Source organism: Streptococcus sp. HMSC062D07 (assembly GCF_001814215.1).
Classification (GTDB): Bacteria; Bacillota; Bacilli; order Lactobacillales; family Streptococcaceae; genus Streptococcus; species Streptococcus infantis_I.
This window is the reverse complement of the sequence record NZ_KV815324.1, coordinates 207297-226942: the sequence shown is the minus strand read 5'-3', so window position 1 is coordinate 226942 and position 19646 is coordinate 207297. Positions and strand designations below refer to the sequence as shown.

Here is a 19646-nt window from a genome sequence, read left to right as displayed (position 1 = left end):
TTTTACTTCCTATCTTTTTTCGATAATTTCATCTACTGGCAAGCGGTAGCTTGGTTCCAACTTCTCGTCTGTGTATCCTACTGTGATCAAAAGTTCTGGACGGAAGCGTTCTTCAATTTCCAAAACTTCATTAGCTTTTGATTTGTCAAAACCAAGGATAATGTTTGAACCAATTCCCTGGTCAGTCAATGCAAGGACTAAGTTCATCGCAACTAAACCAGCATTGAGGGCTAGGTAGTCACTGATTTGTTGTTCATTGTAACGTGCATACTCAGCTGGAAGATTTTTCATAAAGTACTGAAGTTGTTCTTCTGAGAAGTTCTTTGCTCCACCAACACGGGCAATCTTGCGAGCTCGTTTAGCTAGGTCAGTATCTGTAAACAAGGCAATGGTTACAGGGGCAGATGCTACTTGCTCAAAGTTTGAACCGTAAGCCAATTTTGCTAGTTCAGCATTTCTCTCACGAACTACAACAAACTTCCAAGGCTGACTATTGTGAGCACTCGGTGCCAAGGTTGCGATTTCAATAGCTGTTCGAACATCCTTGGGATCAACTGGTTTATCAATAAAATGCTTAGTCGCATGACGTTTTTTATTTAACTCAAGAAATTTCATAATTGATTTCCTTTTCTATTTCTATTGCTTCCATTTTACCACATTCTGAAAGAGCTTGCAGAGATTTTTCATTAGTGGCCTAAATTATCTTTTTCTTTTCTGATTTAAATTTTAGATTACAAACTCAAACTGAAAATTATAATATTTTTCTATCACTTCCATAAAAAATATATATTGGATATCTAATTGATTGTCTGGTAAGCTAGATACCATTAAGTAAAGGAGACACACATGAAAAAATTATTCTTATTATTAGCCATTAGTCCCTTGTTGGTGGCCTGTGGACAATCTAAACAGGATAGTACTTCAACTTCCACTGCTAGCCCTAAAACCATTGTCGTAGCCACTGCCGGAGACATCCCACCTTTTGACTTTGAACAAGATGGTAATTTGACTGGATATGATGTTGAAGTTTTAAAAGCGGTTGATGAAAAACTGGGTCAATACAAGATTGAATTTCAAAAAACTGCTTGGGAGAGTATCTTCCCTGGAGTTGATGCTGGTCGTTACCAAGCTGCTGCCAACAACTTGAGCTACACCAAAGAGAGAGCCGACAAATACCTCTACTCCCTACCTATCGCAAAAAATCCTTTGGTTCTCGTGAGCAGAAAAGACAAGGCTCTTACCTCTCTTCAAGACATCGCTGGTAAAACTACTCAGGATGACACTGGAACTTCTACTGCCAAGGTTGTTACAGACTGGAATCAAAGCCACTCCGACAATCCTGCTACCATCCAATATTCTGGCGAAGATTTGGCTAAGCGTCTGACTGACCTCGCCAACAGTGAATTTGATTTCCTAATCTTTGATAAAATCTCTGTTCAAAAAATTATCCAAGACCGAGGTTTAGACTTGAACGTAGTCGACTTGGAAAGCAATGACAATCCAAACAACTACATCATCTTCTCAAGCGACCAAAAAGAATTTAAAGAACAATTTGACAAGGTTCTCAAAGATCTCTACCAAGACGGAACCCTTGAAAAACTTAGCAAAACCTATCTCGGTGGTTCCTACCTACCAGATGCATCAGAATTAAAATAAAAGGATTGGCTAGGCCAATCTTTTTTTCTAGCAAAAAATATGTCAAAAATAGTTGACATTTTATTTTCAAAAGAATATACTATAGTCAAATATATGTGACACAATCTAAAAAGGAGGAAGCATGAATCGTGTGAAAGAATTCCGCAAGGAACTGGGCATGTCCCAGCTTGAGCTCGCCAAGGATATCGGTGTCTCGAGACAAACCATCAATATGATTGAAAACGACAAGTACAATCCAACCCTGGAACTCTGTCTCAATCTCGCCCGCAGCCTCCAAACTGACCTCAACAGTCTCTTTTGGGAGGATGATTTTTAAAAAAGGAGCAAACTCATGAAAAAAGAAACCTTTACTGAAAAACTGATCAAACGCACATACGGCATTTCTGAGCCCCTTGACGAATACAAACGGCGCGAGGCCGATCGTATCGGTAACCAAGTCTTTATCATCCTCTTTTATCTGATGATTTTCGGAAATCTTATTCCACTCCTTCTAGCCTATAAATTTCCTCAACTAGTGGCTCTGGTCTATCCTCCTCTGATTTTAGTGATTGCCCTCATCGCTGCTAGCTATCTCACCTATCAAATGCAAAAAACAGGGATTACAACTATTGAACCAGATATGCTGAGTGAGAAAGAAAGTAAGCAACTACACTACCCAGGTCTTAAAGCAGGTTTGTTCTTTGGTCTATGGATGTTTTTTATAACTCCTCTTCTCAGTATACTCATAGGTGAAAGTCCGGACTATTTTAATTCTCTTCTCACTATAAGAAATGGTGTATCAAGCATTCTCGGTTCTATCTTCTTCGGAGCAAGCATACAGTTCCTCATCTCCCGTCGCATTGCAAAAACTAAGAAAGATCCGGATGAGGATTAGGAGGTACCTTATGAAATCACTAGTAACGTTACTTACCTATCATCTTTTGTTCAGTTCTCTACTCGCCTTCATCATCATTTCAGGGAACTTGCCCATCTACGAAATAGTCCTTGTTCTTGTCTTTGTTCCAGCACTCAACAAAGGACTGACTTATCTAAAGATAGATTCCCAAAAAACGCGCATACTCAACTTAGCACTATGCTTTATGATTATATCCTTGCCACAACTGACGGTTATTTCAAGCGATTGGAAATATTATTTATTATTAATTATCGCTAGCCTTTCTTCTACCACTTATCTTTATTATCTCTATCAATTCGTAAAAGCAACAAAGTAACATCGTTCATTTAGGAGAAATTATCCATGCAAAAAGAAGACTTAACAACTCGCTTACTTCGAAATTTCTTTCATATACAAGGGCCTTTTGACGAATGCCGTCAAGAGGTTATCTACAAGGCTTGCGCCCGTTCCATGGTCCAAATCTTTTACTCTTCCTTCTTTCTCTTCCTGTTCTATATTTTGTTCGGACGCTTTATAGAAATTGTTCGATCGCTTATGCCCTACCTCTATTTTGGACTCATTCTGTTCATGAGTATAAAAGCTCAAAGAGCCGTACAAGAGCTTCATCTTGAAAAGGATGACAAATCAGAAATCATCTACAAAACCTACAGCAAACGCCAAATAAAAGTTCGTAGTTGGTTGGTATTTATAAGTATTGAGATTGGCTTATTTGCTCTGTTGCTCTTTCATAAACTCTTCGTTCAACAGATGTCCCTTTCAACTTTCTTGGAAAAAATCATCCAAACAGAGATAATGATTCCCTTACTTGTCTTTGGTCTTAGTATTGGAGCCATCTTTGGGACTATGGTCTACAGCTTTTTATCACTACATAAGGAAAAGTAAGAAACTACTTGGATTGTTGGTTATAATAGATTTGAACCTAACAGAAAGAACAAACCCCTAACACTTCTCAGTGCTAGGGGATCTTTTAGTTCCTTAAATATCGTATATACTCTACTAATACGTAGATGAGGATTGTTAAACAAATGATAATCTCTAACCAAACGACGAGGTTGAGGACCGGAAACTGCAGAATGCCTTGGGACATTTTCAATGAAGTTGCTGTGATGATGGTTGGAAAGGTTAGGGCTGAGAAGGCTGGTTGGAAACCTTGTTTTAAAATCCTTGGCAAGCGACTAAGGACAAAGAAAAAGAAGGTCTGTGATGCAAGGATCATAACTAGTAAAATCCAACTAGGAAGACTGTATCCTCCTACTCTCACTAATGCTGCCAAAAGGAGAGAAAATGGAGCACAATAGATTCCTTCTTGCCCCAGCAAAGCGAGCGGTAATGGATTTTTCCTTAAATCTTGATAAATTAGAGGGTAAAGGATAAGGGTTAAGATAAAACCAAAAATCCAAGCTCCATAGGCAATCCCAACAATGCCCACCACTGGGTAGGTCAAACTTGCTACTGCTATTCCTACATAAAGAACCGTCCAAGTTGGTGTTGCACTGGCCCTTTGTTTAACCAAGGCATAGTTCTTTGTAAAGTATAAGATGAGGTAAACATCTAGAAGAAAAGCAAACCACCAGAGAATCTGTGCAACAATGCTCATGTCCGGGGGTAAGATTCGTAATAAATACGTCGATAAAATCATCCCTGCCATGGGAAAGGTTGCCATTCCTGACAAAACAGGGGCTTTCTTTAATTCTTGCTTACTTTCACGCCAGTTATTGATGTGGCTCACCAAAAAATAAAACCATAAAATCAAGCCTGACAAACTAAAGATGTGTGATAAAAGCGGAAAAATATCCAAGATGAGATTTCCTGCGCCAGCCAATCCCAATAAGCAACCTGAAAAGGCTAAGGGGAGTTTTTTCATACCAACCTCCGAAAATGACTTTACTATCAGTATAGCATAAATAAAGCTCAGCTAGACAAGCCTTCATCAATTTTTTTTGGCTATAAAACGATTGTCCCCTTTTAAAATACTCACTAACAATAATGATTAAAATAAATTCATCAAAAAAGTACCTATCACTTGATAGGTACTCTTTTGACATTTCATTCTATAGCTTGGTTAGCCTTTAAAGGTTACGATAGTTGCTCCAGAACCACCTGCATTTTGAGGTGCATAGCCAAAGCTCTTGACTTGCTTGTTTCTTTGGAGATATTTGGTTACTCCTTCACGGATGACTCCTGTACCGATACCATGGATGATGTCCACTTGGGCCATGTTGTTGAGCAGGGCTTGGTCGATAAAGACATCCAAGGCTTCCATAGCTTCCTCATAGCGCTTGCCACGAAGGTCCAGTCGAGCCTGTGGTGCTTTACCAGCAGCACGTTTGACCACATTAACTTGTTTTTTCTTGACTGGTGCTTCTTGCTGAGCCTGAACCAAATCAAACTCTTTTTCTTCAAGCGTCATCTTAATCAAGCCAACTTGAGCTTCCCAGCGACCATCCTTGAGTTGATTGGTCAAGGTACCTCGTTGACCATAGCTTAAAACGATGATATCATCCCCAACTTTTGGAGCTCGTTTTTTCTTAGCCTTTTGGAGGACCTTGTTTTTAGAAAGATCTACTTTTTCAGGTGCTAACTTCTTGAGTTTGGCCTTGGCTTCGATAATTTCATGTGGTTTTAGTTGAGATTTGCTGTGAAGATTTTTAAGAATATCATCACTTTCTGCCAGAGCTAAGTCAACAATCTCAGCAGCTTGCTCACGCGCCTTATTGAGTTCTGTTTCCTTCTCACGATTAAGCTCATTGTAAAGTTTTTTGAGGGCACGATTCATCTTGAGGTTTTCTTGCTCAACTTGGCGAATATTCTCAAGACGTTTACGGCTTTCAAGCGTCTGCTCTTCCAATTGCTCAATAATTCGATTGACATCATTGTCTTGATTGATCTGCTTGCTAGCGTCACCTACGATGACATCTGACAAGCCGAGACGTTTAGCAATCTCAAAGGCATTGCTTCGACCAGGTACGCCTTGCATAAAGCGATAGGTCGGGCGCAAGCTAGCTGTATCAAACTCCATGCTGGCATTTTGAACATAAGCCGTTTCAATCCCATAGGCCTTGAGTTCAGGATAGTGAGTGGTTGCCATAGTCTTGACCTGACGCAAACGCAAGTCTTCTAGGATAGACATGGCAAGGGCTGCACCTTCTTGGGGATCTGTTCCTGCTCCAAGCTCATCTAGCAACAAAAGCGAGTTTTGATTGACCTTACCAAGAATATCAACAATATTAGTCATGTGACTAGAGAAGGTTGAAAGACTTTGTTCGATGGATTGTTCGTCTCCAATATCCGCAAAGACTTCCTCAAAAATCCCCACACGACTTCCCTTATCCGCCAAAATCGGCAAACCTGACTGAGCCATCAATTGCGTCAAACCTAAGGTTTTAAGCATAATGGTCTTACCACCCGTATTGGGACCAGTGATAACGATGGCTGTTAGATCCTTACCAAAGTGTACATCATTAGCAACAGCATTTTGCACCAAGGGATGACGAACATGAAGGAGTTGAATCTCCTGTCCTTCAGAGACTTGTGGCACTACTGCTCCTGTCTCTTGGATAAAGCGAACCTTAGCCCGAATCAAGTCCAAATGCCCAATAATCCATGCATCATTAGCAATTTCAGCCGCATGAGGTCGCACTCGCTCAGAGAGTTCTTGCAGGATACGCATCATTTCATAGCGCTCGTCTGCACGAAGACTGGCGATTTCCTCACTCAGCTTGACTACTTCACGCGGTTCGATATAGACAGTGTTCCCGCTGGCAGAAATATCATGAACCACACCGGCAATCTTATTACGATAGGTGTTTTTGACAGGAAGAACCTGGCGACCATTTCTACTAGCGATGATGCCTTCAGTCAACATCTGAGCCTTTTGTTTGAGAAGGTCTTGCAAGACGTCACGAACTTGGCTCTCGCTATCATGGATTTTACGACGGATTCGTGCTAGTTCCTCACTAGCAAAATTCTCAATAAATCCAGCTTCATTGATGGCCTGGAGATTGCCCTGTAGATGTGGGAAATCATGAAGTTTCTCAAACCAATTTGCCAAGTGGTCCAAGCGTACATTTTCAAGATTATCATAGAAATTTTTCAGTTCACGGCTGGCAAATATGACACGTTTGAGAAGGAGAAATTCCTCTATGTTGAGATCAGCACCCATCTCCAAACGTTTACAGGTAGCCGCAATATCTTTTGTTGCCGAAATGCTAAAATGAGGATGCTCAACAAAGAGTTCTTGCATCTCCTTCATCTCTGCAAAGGCCTGTCTAATTTTATCAACTTTATCTGTTGGGACTAGCTCTTTTAACTGTTCTAGTCCTTGTTCCGTCAAAAAATGAGGTTCAAATAAAGCCTTAATCTTGTTAAATTCTAACGTTTCTAGTATTTTTGTATTCATCTTATTTCCTTAGTATAAAAGTTATGGCTTTTCTTATTTTCAACTCTTTAAATCAATCTCTTACTTTTCGAAATTGTAAACAAAAGGCTAGGAATAGTTCCCGCCCTTTTTAACCGATTATTTTAGTAACCCAAAGATGTTTAATAAAATTAGTTGTGAATGGAATGCTTTGGATGATATGTCTAGCTACAAAGCTATTTTCAAGTGAATTTTGAACAATTTGTAATGGCACAGTCGCGAGAATCGTTAGCATCATCTGGAGGACAAACAAGGTCACACCGATTGATAGCACACCCGCACCGATACGGTAGTATTTCCCATCAAGTATCTCACTTGGTACTAGGTTTAGAAAAAGACCAAACAAACGGCCAATGCAGTAAAAAATCGTAAAGGCTAAGAGGAAGCCGACACCTGCATAAAAAACTTTATCTAGTTGGAAAAGTTGATTGGGTGGGAAAAAGAAAGTTCCCTGTCCTTCCTGCGGATTAGCATAAGGGATTAATAAATTGAACTTCTGTCCTAAAGCTAGGTAATATTTGCTTGCAAAATAAGCTGAGACAATCGTTGCTACAAGATAATATGCTTGTAAAATAATTCCTCTGCGGTAGCCAATATAAAAGCTCCAAGCAAGGATTAATAAGAGTAGAATGGAAATCATAGGGAATCCTCAATCTTACTCTGCTCTTGTTTAGCCGCAACCACTTTATAACGGAGCGATTCTAACTCTTGCTCCTTATCATCAAATTCAATCTCACGGCTGAGCTGTGTTGACAAGCAGTTAACCGCTAAGAGAATAGCTACTGTCTCATCATCAGCTCCAGGCATTTGTTCTTTGATTGCTTCATACTTTTCCGTCGCAACTTTAGCAATCTCCTCCATGAAAAGATTGTCATGTTCAGTTGTCAGCGTTAATGTTTTTTTCCCAAATGTAAACTTGAATCGATTTAAATTTGCCATAAAATTCACCTCACGATATTATACCAAATTTCACTAAGTTTGTCAGTTTTTACCAATTCTAGCGCTTTTATGGTACAATAGAGACTATGGCAAGTATCACATTAACTCCGAGTGAAAAGGAAATTCAGACTTTTGTTCAAAAGCATGAACATGCACTCACTCCTAGTAAAAATCCTTATATTCGCTACTTTTTAAAACTTCCTCAAGCCAGTGTTTCCGTCTATACATCTGGGAAAGTCCTCTTGCAAGGGGAAGCTGCTGAAAGCTATGCTAGCTTTTTTGGTTATCAGGTAGCACAAGTAGTTAGCGGGCAAAATTTCCCCTTAATTGGAACAGATGAAGTCGGAAATGGTTCCTACTTCGGTGGTCTGGCTGTAGTGGCGTCATTTGTAACTCCTGATCAGCATGACTTGTTACGAAAACTTGGGGTTGGAGATTCTAAAACACTAACTGACCAAAAGATTCGTCAGATTGCTCCCATTCTTAAGGAGAAGATTCAGCATCAAGCACTCCTTCTTTCGCCAAGTAAATATAACGAAGTCATTGGTGAACGCTACAACGCTGTTTCTGTTAAGGTAGCTCTTCACAATCAAGCAATCTTTCTCCTCCTTCAAAAGGGAGTTGAGCCTGAAAAAATTGTTATTGACGCCTTTACAAGCTCACAGAACTATGAAAAGTATCTAAAAAATGAAGCCAATCATTTTCCTAATCCAGTCACGCTAGAGGAAAAAGCTGAGGGCAAGTACTTGGCTGTTGCAGTTAGCTCCATTATTGCGCGTGATCTCTTCCTAGAAAATCTTGAAAATCTAGGCCGAGAACTTGGTTTTCAACTTCCAAGTGGGGCTGGAACGGCTTCCGACAAGATAGCTAGCCAAGTTCTTCAAGCTTACGGTATGCAGGGACTCAATTTCTGCGCCAAACTACACTTTAAAAATACTGAAAAAGCAAAAAAAATGCTAGAAAGGTAAATTATGAAATACATTATAATTTTTTTAAAAGAATGGGGAATTATCTTCCTACTTATCGCACTAGTAGGGCTTAGTCGTATCTTTCTTTGGAGTAATGTGCGTGTAGAAGGACACTCTATGGACCCTACTCTAGCTGATGGAGAAATCCTCTTTGTTGTCAAACACCTCCCTATCAATCGCTTCGATATCGTAGTTGCCCATGAGGACGACGGAAACAAGGATATCGTTAAGCGTGTTGTCGGTACACCGGGTGATACCGTACGTTTTGAAAACGACAAACTTTATATCAATGGTCAAGAAACTGATGAACCATATTTGGCAGAATACCTCAAACGATTTAAAGAGGATAAACTCCAATCTACCTATACTGGAGAAGGTTGGGATGGAAAAAAAGGCGAGTATTTCAGAAGCATTGCTGAAAAAGCTCAAGCTTTCACGTTAGATGTAAATTACAACACTAGCTTCACCTTCACTGTTCCAGAGGGGCAATACCTCCTACTTGGTGATGACCGTCTGGTATCTAGTGATAGCCGACATGTTGGTACTTTTAAAGCAAAAGATATCATTGGAGAGGCAAAATTCCGTTTTTGGCCACTCAAACGTATTGGAACAGTCTAATATCACTAAGAGGCCGAGAATACTAATCTCAGCCTCTTCTCATTCTATTCTGAATGATAAATTTCATTCAGGAATGTAAAGGAATTATATGGAAGTCTATTTTACAGGTACGATTGAACGTATTATTTTTGAAAATGTCAGCAACTTTTACCGTATTCTCCTTTTAGATATAGAGGATACCAATGCTGAGGACTTTGATGATTTCGAGATCATTGTTACAGGGACCATGGCTGATGTTATCGAGGGAGAAGAATACACTTTCTGGGGGCAGATTGTCCAACACTCCAAATACGGAGAACAACTGCAGATTTCCCGTTACGAAAGAGCAAAACCAACTAGTAAGGGTTTAGTCAAGTATTTCTCAAGTAGCCATTTCAAAGGGATTGGTCTCAAAACTGCCCAAAAGATTGTGGAACTCTATGGGGAAAATACTATCGATGAAATTCTGGAACATCCTGAAAAACTTGAGACTATCTCAGGGCTGTCTTCTAAAAGTCGTGAGGCCTTTGTATCTTCACTCCGTCTCAACTACGGGACTGAAATGATCTTGGCCAAGCTTGCCAACTATGGCATTCCTAATAAATTAGCTATTCAAATTCAGGATACCTACAAAGAGGAAACTATTGATATCGTTGAAAATTATCCCTACCAGTTGGTAGAAGATATCAAGGGCTTAGGCTTTACCATCGCTGACCAATTAGCACAAGAATTGGGCATTGAAAGCCAAGCACCTGAACGTTTCCGAGCAGGACTCATTCATAGCCTTTTAAACGCTTGTATGGAAAGTGGGGATACTTATGTTGAAGCTAGAGACTTATTAGAAAAGACTCTAAATCTACTGGAATCCTCACGTCCTGTAGAACTGGAACCAAGTCAACTTGCTCAAGAATTGTCCAATCTCATTGAAGAAGAAAAAGTCCAACAGGTTGACACTAAAATCTTTGATAACAGTCTCTTTTTTGCAGAAGAAGGGATTCACAATCACCTCATTCGTATCCTTGAAAAAGAAGAAACCGATAAACAAGAAACAGAAATCATCCAGGAGCAGATCGCAATTGTTGAGGAAGAATTAGGCATCCAATACGATGCCATTCAAAAACAGGCAATCTGCGATGCTATCCAAAACAAGGTCTTTATCCTGACCGGCGGACCTGGTACTGGAAAAACCACTGTTATCAATGGGATTATTGCCGTCTATGCTCTATTAGAAGGACTGGACCTTCGAAATAAAAGTAATCTACCGATTCTCCTTGCTGCTCCAACTGGTCGTGCGGCTCGTCGCATGAATGAGCTAACAGACTTGCCAAGTGCAACCATTCACCGCCACTTGGGTATGACTGGAGATGACGACACTAGCCATTTAGAAGATTATCTAGATGCTGATTTTATCATCGTAGATGAGTTCTCAATGGTAGATACTTGGCTAGCCAATCAACTCTTCTCAAATATTTCCTCTACTAGTAAAATTCTCATCGTAGGAGATAGTGATCAGTTGCCTTCGGTTAGCCCAGGTCAAGTTCTAGCTGATTTGCTCCAGATTCCAAGTATTCCGCAAACACGCTTGGAACAAATCTACCGCCAGAGCGAAGAATCAACCATTGTCACACTTGCGAGTCAGATTCGTCAGGGAATTTTACCTGCAGATTTCACTCAGAAAAAAGCAGACCGTTCCTACTTTGAAATCGCTAGTAACCAGATCCCAGCGACCATTGAAAAAATCCTAGACGCTGCCATCAGAAGTGGCATCCCTGCACGAGACATCCAAGTTCTAGCTCCTATGTATCGTGGAGCAGCAGGAATCGATGCCATCAATCAACTCATGCAAGAACTGCTCAATCCTCTTCAAAAGGGACAGATTAGTTTTGAAGCAAGTCAGTTTCAGTATCGTAGTGGAGATAAGGTCATTCATTTGGTTAACGATGCAGAAGTCAACGTTTTTAACGGAGATCTAGGCTACATCACGGACCTCATTCCTGCTAAATACACTGAATCTAAACAAGATGAAATGATGATTGATTTTGATGGGAACGAAGTCGTCTATCCACGCAACGAATGGTACAAGATTCGTCTTGCCTACGCCATGAGTATCCATAAATCTCAAGGAAGTGAATTCCCAGTTGTGTTTCTTCCCATCACCAGTGCTAGCAAGCGCATGCTAGAGCGTAATCTCATCTACACTGCTATTACTCGGGCTAAAAGCAAACTCATCCTACTCGGTGAACTTCAAGCCTTTGATTATGCAACTAAACATATCGGAACAGCTCGAAAAACCTATCTGATTGAACGTTTCAGCAACTTAACTGAAATCTCTGAGGAACTAAACGAGCCTATTCTCGAACCCACAAATCAGATTAACCCTCATCAACCTTACATTCTGACTGAAGAAAACTGGACTAGTATCCCAGCCATGATTGGGATTAGCCAAGATGACCTTGATGAGTTTTTCGGAAAATAAAGCACAAAAAAACCACCAATCCGGTGGTTTTTTATCTTTTCAGATTATTTTACTGTTGCAGTGCTTGTGATCAATTCAACAGCTTTCTTGATTGTGATATCGTGTTTCAACATGTCTGCTGAAAGCAAGCTTTGTACTTGGGCAACTTCCATGTTGTAATCTGCAGCCAATTGCTCGATTTCTTTTTGGATTTCTTCTTCAGTAGCGTCAAATCCTTCAGCTTTCGCAACTGCCTCGATAACAAGGTTAGTCTTAGTGCGTGACTCAGCTTCTACTTCGTATTGTTTGTGAAGGTCTTCTTGAGTAGTTCCAGTGATTTGGAAGTACATGTCAGGGTTGATACCTTGACGTTGCAAGTTTCCAAGGAATTCATTTACTGAGCGGTGAACTTCTTCGTGGATCATTTCTTCTGGAAGTTCTACGATTTCAGCATTTTCAACTGCTTTATCGATTGCTGCACCTTCAACGGCATCAGTGTATGCTTCTTCTTTAGCAGCAGCCAATTCTTTACGGTATTTTTCTTTCAATTCGTCAAGAGTTTCAACTTCTTCGTCGATATCTTTTGCAAGTTCATCGTCAAGAGCTGGAACTTCTTTAGCTTTAACTTCGTGGATAGTTGTTACGAATTTAGCTTCTTTACCAGCAAGATCTTCTGCTTGGTAGTCTTCTGGGAATGTTACGATAACGTCAACAGTTTCACCAGCTGAATGTCCAACTAATTGGTCTTCGAAACCAGGGATGAATTGACCTGAACCAAGTCCAAGTGAGAAGTTTTCACCTTTTCCACCGTCAAATTCAACACCGTCGATAGAACCAACGAAATCGATAACAACAGTGTCGCCGTTTTCAGCAGCACCTTCTTTGATCACCAATTCAGCCAAGTTGTTGCGTTCACGTTCGATACGCTCTTCAACATCAGCGTCAGTTACTTCTTTATCTACATCAACTGATACTTCAAGGTTTTTGTATTCACCCAATTTTACTTCAGGTTTTGTAACAACTTCAGCAGTGATAACCCAATCTTGACCTTTTTCCATAGAAGTTACGTCAATTTTTGGTTGAGCAACTACTTCAAGTCCAGCTTCTTTAACAGCTGCTTCATAAGCGTCTGGCAAAAGAGCGTTCATTGCATCTTGGTAAAGTGCTTCTTCACCAAATTTTTGGTCGAAGATAGGACGTGGAAGGTGACCTTTACGGAAACCTGGAACGTTAAGAGTTTTCTTTACTGAGTTAAATACACGGTCCAATTCTGGTTTGATTTGGTCTTGAGAGATAGTGAAAGTCAAGACACCACGGTTTGTTTCTTTGTTTTCAAATGATACAGACATTCTGTCATTTCTCCTTAAAATTTTTAATACAGTCCATTATAACATATAGTAGCGAATTTTTTCAAGTAATGGATGCGCTTTTCGTCCATGCTTAAGTAACATCCTATGTTCCCTAAAATTCATCAGGACCCACCAAATGATGTTGAAAAGCATAAACAGCTGCCTGGGTACGATCACTGACCTCAAGTTTGGCAAGAATATTAGAAACATGAGTTTTAACAGTCTTGAGGGAGATAAACAATTCATCAGCAATGCGCTGGTTTTCATAGCCCTTGGCAATCAGTTGAAGGACATCGTGTTCACGCGCAGTCAGGTCTTCATGTAGTTCAACGTGATTTCGATGGTATTCCACCTTCTTGCTTACCTCTTGTTCAATGGCTAGCTCTCCAGCTGCTACCTTTTGAACAGCATGGAACAATTCATCAGCACTTGATATCTTGAGCATATAACCTTTAGCCCCAGCATTCAAGACTGGCATGATTTTTTCATTGTCTAGATAAGATGATACAATCAAGATCTTAGCCTCCGGCCATTCTTTGAGAATAGCTAGAGTTGCGTCAATCCCGTTGACTTCTGGCATCACAATATCCATCACAATCACATCAGGGCGAAGAGCCAAAGCCATGGAAATCCCTTCGGCTCCATTAGTTGCTTCTCCAACAACCTCTACATCATCTTGTAGTTCAAAATAACTTTTTAAACCAAGACGCACCATTTGGTGGTCATCTACTAATAATAGTTTCATTTTATTTCCTTTTGTTCGTCAATCAAGCAAGGGGATGCGGATATCCACTGCCAAACCTTGCTTGGGTGCTGTTAATAGTTGTATGCTCCCTGCCATATCTTCCACTCGTTCTTTGATATTCCGTAGTCCATAGCTTAGTTCATCAACTTCATCTATCTGAAAACCGCGACCATTGTCTACTACCTTCAATTGCAAACCTGTTTCTGTTTGATAAAGATAAACATCCAGACAGGAAGCTTGAGCATGACGGAGAGTATTACTAATCAATTCTTGGACGATACGGAAGATATGTTCCTCAATCTTTTTAGGTAATTCATCTACCTCATATTTAAAGCTGACTTTGAGTTCACTTTTTTCTTCCAATTCTTTCAGAAGCAACTGAATCCCCTCAACCAGACTCTTTTGTTCCAGTTCGATTGGTCGTAAATGCAAGAGTAGGATACGCAAATCTCTCTGGGCTGTCTCCAAAATAGCTGTCACACTCTGGAGTTGGGTTTTCATCTTCTCTTTGTCTAACTTGGAAGCTTGTTGACTAAGTCCGGATAACATCATATGGGCAGCAAAAATTTCTTGGCTGACTGTATCATGTAAGTCACGCGCGATTCGCTTGCGCTCCTTTTCAATAATCTGTTCTTCTTTGAGCAACACCTGGTTATCAGCTTTTTGAATGGCTTCTGTCAACAAACCGAGCTTGCCTGATAAATTTTTAAAACTTGCGTCTAAGTCGGCATCCCCTAAACTTTTAATCTCTTTACCAGCCAGCAGATTCTTAAGATTAGCTTGGATTTTTCTGCGTAAAATTTCGTCAACCATTGTCCAAAACAAGACTAATAAAAAGGCTAGAGCAAGGCTAAACATCAAAGCTAGAAATAGGATTTTTTCTGTTTTCTCTATATCTTGAAAAAGAGAAGTCCACTCCAAATCTAAGACCTTAAAAACACTTCGAAATAGAAAAGCGACAAAGAGAAAAGAGGTGAGACCAATTAAAATATAGGGTTGTTTTTTCATCCTCTAACCACCTCAACATCTCCAACCATAGTTGTCAAAAGAATCTTAACACTTTTAGGGCTCTTGAGATAGTCTCTCGTTTCTTGATGAAATTGTTCATTGCGTAATGCACGCTTTGGTAGATCTAAAAATGTTAAATCCCCATACAAAGAATTAACACTGAGACTGACTTCTACGTCTACTGGAACAATAATTCTTGTCGTACCAACTATCTTTCTCAAAATAATGACATTGTCATGATTACTTAAAATGACATGTTCTAGATGAATGGTATCTTTCCCCATGAGACGAAAGAGATTAATATCGTTAAAACGGCAGGTCTGATAGCTTGAGAAGTGATGAAGATTTCCAAACCAGCGATTTTTCTCCTTCTTTACTATCACAACGTCTTCAAAGACCAAGTTGGTATCTTCCCTTTCCTGATTCATCATAGGATAAAGCAAGAACAGACTATAAATCAAGGCCACAAAGATAGCTAAAATGACAAAGGGATTTAGCATGATAATAAAGAAAAATAGGATGCTCACTGCCACTAAAATGAAATTATTGCCCTGTCTACCAGTATAGTATCGAATCAGGAGTAAAAACAAGAGCAACATAAGTAGAAAACGGGAAAAATGCTCTGATACCATCATAATCAGAGCTCCTGTCAATAAACAAGCTTCAATAAATAGAAAAATTTGAAATTTTCGCATGTATCCGTCCTCTCCATTTAATTGTATCACAAATCCCAAAAGTCACATCAGTCTGAGGAATGATAAAGAGGTCGGGACTAAAATCCCGACCTCTTTCTTTACATTTGGTCTTTTGCTTCTTTTAATTTTCCATATAAGAGATAGTCGACCTCTTGCAAATCCTCAATTTTTTTACAATTAAGGGCACACATAATCAAGCGTAGGTCTTCCTTCCAGCTTTCAATAATGGAAATAACGACATCAACAGAGTAATTTTCAACCAGCTCTAACATAGTGCGTGATAGACCAACTGCCTTGGCTCCAAACACTAAGCATTTGATGATATCTAGTGGATTGCGAACTCCTCCACTAACCAAAAGTTCCATCTTGTCTTTCCAGTCTTGGGCATTCAGAAGAGCTTGCATGGTCGATTGACCCCAGTCATTTAGGTAGTCACGCTGTCCACTGCGACGGTTTTCGATATAGGCAAAGCTCGTTCCCCCACGACCAGACAAATCAACGGTTCGTATTCCCATCTCATAAGCCTTAGCAATGGTTTTCACATCCATGCCAAAGCCGACTTCTTTTAAAACAAGTGGCACAGAGATTTGCTCAACATAATCTTTCAGATTATGCTGCCATAATCTAAATTGACGTTCACCCTCTGGCATAAGTAATTCCTGCATGACATTAACATGAACTTGCAAGAGGAGGGGATTCATCTCTTTCACTGTTTGTAATCCTAGTTCTACAGGTTTGTCTAAGCCAATATTGGTTCCAAGAAGGAGGTCAGGGTAACTAGTTTTGACTGAAAAAGAGTCATCTGAAGGATCCTTAAGAGCAGCACTGTAGGAACCCGTTACAAATAAAATCCCACAAGCTTCAGCCACCTGAGCCAGCTTTTGATTGATTTCTCTGCCCTTGTCACTACCGCCTGTCATGGCATTTATATAAAATGGGAAATCCCATTTTCGTCCTGCAAATTCTGTCGAAAGATCAATTTCATCTAAGTCATATAAGGGTAGCGAAGAATGAATCAGTTCAACTTCATCAAAACTATTATAAGTACTGTTTTGTTCAAGGGCATAGCGGATGTGTTCATCCTTCCGATTTATCGTCATGTCCTATCCTTTCTTGATACAAGAGCTCAATCCCAAGATCAGCCCAGCGTTTTTTCAGTAATGTGGTTGAATCTTGGTCAAAGCTAAGTGCAATCCCACAGTCTCCTCCACCAGCACCACTACTCTTAGCAACAGCTTTCAAGTCTCGGCTGGCATTTTTTAATTGCATTAGCAAAGGTGTGTAAATATCTGAACTCAAGCCTTCTAAAAGTTGGCTGGCTTGTTCCAGCAAGTCAATAATGGTTTCTTCTTGACCTACCTCCAAAGCCTTTACCAAGTTGGCTACTGTTTCTTTTGAAGTCTGTAAAAAGCTAGAGTTCATATTATCCTTGATTTGCTTGACCATGTGACTTGATACAGCCACTTCCTTGGTCCAACCAACCAGAAAGTCAAATGTCAAGACCGGTTCAACACTCCTAATAGAAAAGCCCCAGTCACGTGCTAATACAGCTTGCAGTTCTTCCTTTTCTAGCCATTGTGCCACTTTCTCGCGGTCAAATGACTGATAGAGGACGAGGTTTTCTGATACGATACAGGCAATGTCCCCCATGGAGCCATTGTCCCCACGTTTAAGAAGTACAGCACTCGCCAATTTAAACAAGAGTTCTCTGTCAGCTAATCTTTCATAGAAGGCAAGCATGGTCTTTATGACCAAAACAACCACACTGCCACTAGAACCCAAGCCGAATTTCTTCCCCTCACGCTCCATTTTCCCACGAATGTCTAAAGAAAAAGGCTGCGGTTCAACTCCTTGGGCAGTTAGATACTCCTCCACCAAGGCAACTGTTTCTTGAATCAAGGCATAAGAAGAATCCGGTCGCAAGTCTACACTATAGGAAAACATATCTGAGTAGAGTCGATAATTATTAGACGCTTTAATCTCAGCCGTCATATAGATGGGAATAGCCTTGATTAGCGCCAACTGTCCTGGTTCTAAAATGGCATACTCCCCAGCCCAATAGAGCTTCCCACAAGTTTTAACAATCGTCATCTTGGCTCAAATCCTTTGTTTTTGAAACGATTAAGCGATAGCGTTGACCTAAAAGTTCTGATAAGTGTTCCAAGTCTTTTTCTAAACAAAGAACCTTTACATTAGGCCCTGCATCCATGGTAAAGTAGCAAGATTCTCCTTTTTCTCTAAGCTGACGAACAAAATCCATTGCCTCGTAACTAGCATCTGTCAGATAAGAGAAGGATGGAGTTGCAGTTTTTGTCGTAGCATGCATAGCCAAGGCGTTCTTCTCTGTCAATTCTCCAACTTTCTTAAAGTCATTTTCCTTGAGGTAGACTAACATATCCTTGTAATCTTGTTCAGATTGACGAATCCACTCATCAAAAGTCGTAGAAGTTTCGACACAAAGCTTCATCCCATCTCGACTGGAAATTGGTTTTTTCTGGTCTTCCAAGACCAACATAATCATAGCTAGTTTCAAGTCAGTCTCAACTGGATAGATCTCTCCACTATCCTTGTCCCAGGCTGCCAAGGGGCCATAAAAACTACGAGATGAAGAACCCGACGCAAACTTAGCTTCCAAGGCCAATTCTCTGCGATTCAGCCCAAGTTGGAAATAGGCATTACAAGCTTTGACCAAGGCAGATAAACCACTGGAACTTGAAGAAAGGCCTGCTGCTGTTGGCATATTGTTCTTGGTATAGATACGAACAAACCCTGCTCCTTCAGGACGGTAGCGGTCAATGATTTTACTCATCTTTTTATGTTCAGCTTCATTTTGCAACTGACCATTGATGTAAAAAGCATCCGCCTTTGCATCTGCTGGTAAAGGAGAAAGGGTCGTCTCCGTATACATATTTTCTAAGGTTAGAGAGATACTGCTAGTCGCAGGAACCATCTCTTTTTCTGCTTTCTTTCCCCAATATTTAATAATAGCAATATTGGCATAGGAACGTACTGTTACAGGCTTTCGATCCATGTCTGAACAGCTCCTTTCTCTTCTAATCTTTCAGCTAAATCTTGAGCTTGGTGATAGTCGGCTACTAAGGCGATGATGCAGCCTCCTAGACCACCACCACTCATCTTGGCACCTAAAGCGCCATGTTCGAGAGCAGTTTCAACCAAGGCATCTGCCTCAGAGCTACTAACTCCAATTTCCTTTAGATTTCCATGTGCTTTGGTAAGAATCTCTCCCAGCTTCACGACATCTTTTGTTTTTATTGCTTCTTCTGCTTGCTGGGTCAACTCTCCAAGTGCATACAAGAAAGGTAAAGCTTCCTTACCCTTGCTCTCTACAACTTGAATAGCTTCACGAGTGTGTCCATAGACTCCTGTATCTGCAATGACCAGATAAGCCGACAAGTCCATGGCTAGTTCTTCAAAACCAACATTCTTGATAAAACGAATAGGCTGGTCACTAAGGCAGGTCTTAGCATCCAATCCACTAGGATTCATATGGGCAATCATCTCAGCGCGATTGACCAGAATTTCTAACACATATCGCGGTAGTTCTGCTTGGTAATAATCAAATACAGCGCGAATAGCCGCAATGCTAATGGCTGCCGAAGAACCCATTCCACGTTTTTCTGGAATAGCAGAGTCAATTTGGCAACGGATGTATGCATCTTTGATATTCAGATACTCTAGGGAAGCATAAACTGCCATGGACAAGGTGTCCTCTTCAAAAAGACGCCATGGTGTCGCTGCTGGAACCACCCGACAAGTCACTTTAACCTCTAAAAGAGGCAAAGAGATGGCTGGATAGCCGTAAACCACTGCATGCTCTCCTATTAAAATAATTTTACTATGTGCCTGACCGACACCAACTTCTTTTGTCATTTAATCCTACTATCAGACGAAAAGCGTCTGT

Annotated in this window: 21 protein-coding genes; 8 read left to right on the top strand and 13 right to left on the bottom strand. The window is 40.4% G+C overall.

What is annotated here, in order from left to right; all coding sequences use genetic code 11:
* Nucleotides 1-9: 9 nt before the first annotated feature.
* Complete coding sequence (locus tag HMPREF2957_RS01760; RefSeq protein ID WP_004252083.1) at nucleotides 10-615, bottom strand: nitroreductase family protein; 606 nt, start codon at nucleotides 613-615, stop codon at nucleotides 10-12.
* A gap of 231 nt (nucleotides 616-846) precedes the next feature.
* On the opposite strand from HMPREF2957_RS01760, the gene HMPREF2957_RS01755 reads away from it, so the two are divergent.
* The 5 genes from HMPREF2957_RS01755 to HMPREF2957_RS01735 all read left to right on the top strand — a co-directional run bounded on the left by HMPREF2957_RS01755 (nucleotide 847) and on the right by HMPREF2957_RS01735 (nucleotide 3433).
* The gene (locus tag HMPREF2957_RS01755; protein ID WP_070677098.1) at nucleotides 847-1656 is read left to right on the top strand and encodes an amino acid ABC transporter substrate-binding protein; all 810 of its coding nucleotides are present in this window, start codon (nucleotides 847-849) and stop codon (nucleotides 1654-1656) included.
* A 121-nt stretch (nucleotides 1657-1777) separates the two neighbouring features.
* Nucleotides 1778-1972, top strand: a complete 195-nt coding sequence (locus tag HMPREF2957_RS01750; protein WP_001082478.1) for a helix-turn-helix transcriptional regulator — start codon at nucleotides 1778-1780, stop codon at nucleotides 1970-1972.
* A 15-nt stretch (nucleotides 1973-1987) separates the two neighbouring features.
* Nucleotides 1988-2530, top strand: a complete 543-nt coding sequence (locus tag HMPREF2957_RS01745) for a DUF3278 domain-containing protein (RefSeq protein WP_049494194.1) — start codon at nucleotides 1988-1990, stop codon at nucleotides 2528-2530.
* 10 nt (nucleotides 2531-2540) lie between these two features.
* A complete protein-coding gene (locus HMPREF2957_RS01740) occupies nucleotides 2541-2867 on the top strand; it encodes a hypothetical protein (RefSeq protein ID WP_049494195.1) in 327 nt (108 codons plus the stop codon).
* 26 nt (nucleotides 2868-2893) lie between these two features.
* Complete coding sequence (locus tag HMPREF2957_RS01735) at nucleotides 2894-3433, top strand: DUF3278 domain-containing protein (RefSeq protein ID WP_049494196.1); 540 nt, start codon at nucleotides 2894-2896, stop codon at nucleotides 3431-3433.
* A gap of 85 nt (nucleotides 3434-3518) precedes the next feature.
* Here the strand turns inward: HMPREF2957_RS01735 and HMPREF2957_RS01730 are convergent, their stop codons facing one another.
* From HMPREF2957_RS01730 to zapA, 4 genes are all read right to left on the bottom strand, one after another.
* Nucleotides 3519-4415: a TDT family transporter gene (locus HMPREF2957_RS01730; protein WP_070677097.1), complete on the bottom strand. Its 897-nt coding sequence runs from the start codon at nucleotides 4413-4415 to the stop codon at nucleotides 3519-3521.
* Between the two features lie 198 nt (nucleotides 4416-4613).
* Nucleotides 4614-6950 (bottom strand): endonuclease MutS2, encoded by a 2337-nt coding sequence (locus HMPREF2957_RS01725; RefSeq protein ID WP_070677096.1) that lies wholly within the window; start codon nucleotides 6948-6950, stop codon nucleotides 4614-4616.
* A 109-nt stretch (nucleotides 6951-7059) separates the two neighbouring features.
* The gene (locus tag HMPREF2957_RS01720; protein ID WP_006147991.1) at nucleotides 7060-7608 is read right to left on the bottom strand and encodes a CvpA family protein; all 549 of its coding nucleotides are present in this window, start codon (nucleotides 7606-7608) and stop codon (nucleotides 7060-7062) included.
* On the bottom strand, nucleotides 7605-7907 hold the full coding sequence (zapA, locus tag HMPREF2957_RS01715; RefSeq protein WP_004252047.1) for a cell division protein ZapA: 303 nt from the start codon (nucleotides 7905-7907) through the stop codon (nucleotides 7605-7607). The genes HMPREF2957_RS01720 and zapA overlap by 4 nt, the downstream gene beginning before the upstream one ends.
* A gap of 86 nt (nucleotides 7908-7993) precedes the next feature.
* Between zapA and rnhC the strand changes: the two genes are divergently transcribed.
* The 3 genes from rnhC to HMPREF2957_RS01700 all read left to right on the top strand — a co-directional run bounded on the left by rnhC (nucleotide 7994) and on the right by HMPREF2957_RS01700 (nucleotide 11948).
* Nucleotides 7994-8875: a ribonuclease HIII gene (gene rnhC, locus HMPREF2957_RS01710; protein WP_070677095.1), complete on the top strand. Its 882-nt coding sequence runs from the start codon at nucleotides 7994-7996 to the stop codon at nucleotides 8873-8875.
* Between the two features lie 3 nt (nucleotides 8876-8878).
* Nucleotides 8879-9493, top strand: a complete 615-nt coding sequence (gene lepB / locus HMPREF2957_RS01705; protein ID WP_070677094.1) for a signal peptidase I — start codon at nucleotides 8879-8881, stop codon at nucleotides 9491-9493.
* 88 nt (nucleotides 9494-9581) lie between these two features.
* Nucleotides 9582-11948, top strand: coding sequence for an SF1B family DNA helicase RecD2 (locus tag HMPREF2957_RS01700; RefSeq protein ID WP_070677093.1), 2367 nt, complete (start codon nucleotides 9582-9584; stop codon nucleotides 11946-11948).
* 44 nt (nucleotides 11949-11992) lie between these two features.
* Here HMPREF2957_RS01700 and tig read toward each other — a convergent pair whose 3' ends face one another.
* The 8 genes from tig to mvk form a co-directional block, all read right to left on the bottom strand.
* A complete protein-coding gene (tig, locus tag HMPREF2957_RS01695) occupies nucleotides 11993-13276 on the bottom strand; it encodes a trigger factor (RefSeq protein ID WP_070677092.1) in 1284 nt (427 codons plus the stop codon).
* Nucleotides 13277-13388: 112 nt separating this feature from the next.
* Complete coding sequence (locus HMPREF2957_RS01690) at nucleotides 13389-14021, bottom strand: response regulator (RefSeq protein WP_070677091.1); 633 nt, start codon at nucleotides 14019-14021, stop codon at nucleotides 13389-13391.
* Nucleotides 14022-14039: 18 nt separating this feature from the next.
* Nucleotides 14040-15029: an envelope stress sensor histidine kinase LiaS gene (locus HMPREF2957_RS01685; protein WP_070677090.1), complete on the bottom strand. Its 990-nt coding sequence runs from the start codon at nucleotides 15027-15029 to the stop codon at nucleotides 14040-14042.
* Nucleotides 15026-15724 (bottom strand): cell wall-active antibiotics response protein LiaF, encoded by a 699-nt coding sequence (gene liaF / locus HMPREF2957_RS01680; protein WP_070677089.1) that lies wholly within the window; start codon nucleotides 15722-15724, stop codon nucleotides 15026-15028. Before liaF ends, HMPREF2957_RS01685 begins: the two co-directional genes overlap by 4 nt.
* Before the next feature lie 98 nt (nucleotides 15725-15822).
* Nucleotides 15823-16824 carry a type 2 isopentenyl-diphosphate Delta-isomerase gene (fni, locus tag HMPREF2957_RS01675; protein WP_070677088.1) on the bottom strand — a complete coding sequence of 334 codons (1002 nt, stop codon included), beginning with the start codon at nucleotides 16822-16824 and terminating at the stop codon, nucleotides 15823-15825.
* On the bottom strand, nucleotides 16802-17815 hold the full coding sequence (locus HMPREF2957_RS01670; protein WP_070677087.1) for a phosphomevalonate kinase: 1014 nt from the start codon (nucleotides 17813-17815) through the stop codon (nucleotides 16802-16804). Before HMPREF2957_RS01670 ends, fni begins: the two co-directional genes overlap by 23 nt.
* Nucleotides 17802-18755, bottom strand: a complete 954-nt coding sequence (gene mvaD / locus HMPREF2957_RS01665) for a diphosphomevalonate decarboxylase (protein ID WP_070677086.1) — start codon at nucleotides 18753-18755, stop codon at nucleotides 17802-17804. Before mvaD ends, HMPREF2957_RS01670 begins: the two co-directional genes overlap by 14 nt.
* On the bottom strand, nucleotides 18737-19615 hold the full coding sequence (mvk, locus tag HMPREF2957_RS01660) for a mevalonate kinase (RefSeq protein WP_070677085.1): 879 nt from the start codon (nucleotides 19613-19615) through the stop codon (nucleotides 18737-18739). Before mvk ends, mvaD begins: the two co-directional genes overlap by 19 nt.
* Between the last annotated feature and the right edge of the window lie 31 nt (nucleotides 19616-19646).